This is a genomic window from Bradyrhizobium ingae, assembly GCF_055791185.1.
In genome coordinates, this window is record NZ_JBVUBB010000099.1 from 1 (window position 1) to 997 (window position 997).

1 protein-coding gene is annotated in these 997 nt (G+C 65.7%); it reads right to left on the minus strand.

What is annotated here, in order from left to right:
• Positions 1–69 precede the first annotated feature (69 nt).
• The coding region (locus ACV1FX_RS41705) for a branched-chain amino acid ABC transporter permease (RefSeq protein ID WP_473123280.1) at positions 70–997 on the minus strand (928 nt) is incomplete at its 5' end.

Sequence of the window (997 nt, forward strand, 5' to 3'; positions counted from 1 at the left end):
CCGGCCTCCCGATTCAATCATCGAGAGAATCACGTCCAATTCCGTGCCAGAGACTTCTTCAACAGCCTGCTAGACGGACTCCAGGCATCGCTCGCTGCGCGGAGTGGCTGTGGTCGGACGCTCGACCAGCCGTTCACCGAGCGGAAAGAGGCGCAAGCCCCAACGCCCGTGAATGGCGCCCCACAATCCGCCGGGCAGCGCCAATGCGAAGACGACGGCGACGAGCCCCGTGCCGAACAGATACCAGACGCCGAAATCGCCGAAGACTTCCTGCAGCACGAAGAAGATCAGCGCCCCGAGAATCGGCCCTTCCATCGTTCGCAAGCCGCCCACCAGCACCATGAACAGCATGAACACGGTCCACTGCACCCCGAAATTCGTGCGCGGGAGGAACGTGACGGCGCTGGCGAGCCAGATAACGCCTGCGAGCGCGCAGCCGAAGGCTGCGAGAACGTAGATTGTCTGCTTAGTCCGGATGATCTCAACGCCGAGCGACCGCGCGGCCTCCTCGTCGTCGCGGATGGCCTGCACCGCCGCGCCGATCCGGCTGCGCAGCAGCACGAGCGAGGCGAGCAGCATCACCGCGACGCTGGCGAGCGCGAGCCAGTAGGTCAGCGCAATGCGTTGCGCCGGGTCATAGCCGTTGAGTGCGATCAGCGACGTACCCGTCTCGCCCTGCACCAAGAGATCGAACATCACGAGCACGCGAACGACTTCCGCCACCACCCATGAGGCGACGGCGAACTCGCCGTCGCGCAAGCGCAGCAGGAGGACCGACACGAGCGCCGCGACCAACGCCGCGCCGATCGCGCCGGCGAATAGCGCGGGATAGGGCGGCGCACCGAAGCTGACGAGCCGCAGCGCGAAGTAGGCGCCGAGACCGAAATAGGCCTGCTGGCCCACCGAGACCAGACCGGCATAGCCGGAGAGCAGGTTCCACATCGCGGCAAGCAGGATGTAGACGAACAGCGTGGTCAGCTTGTCCAGGACCTGGGCG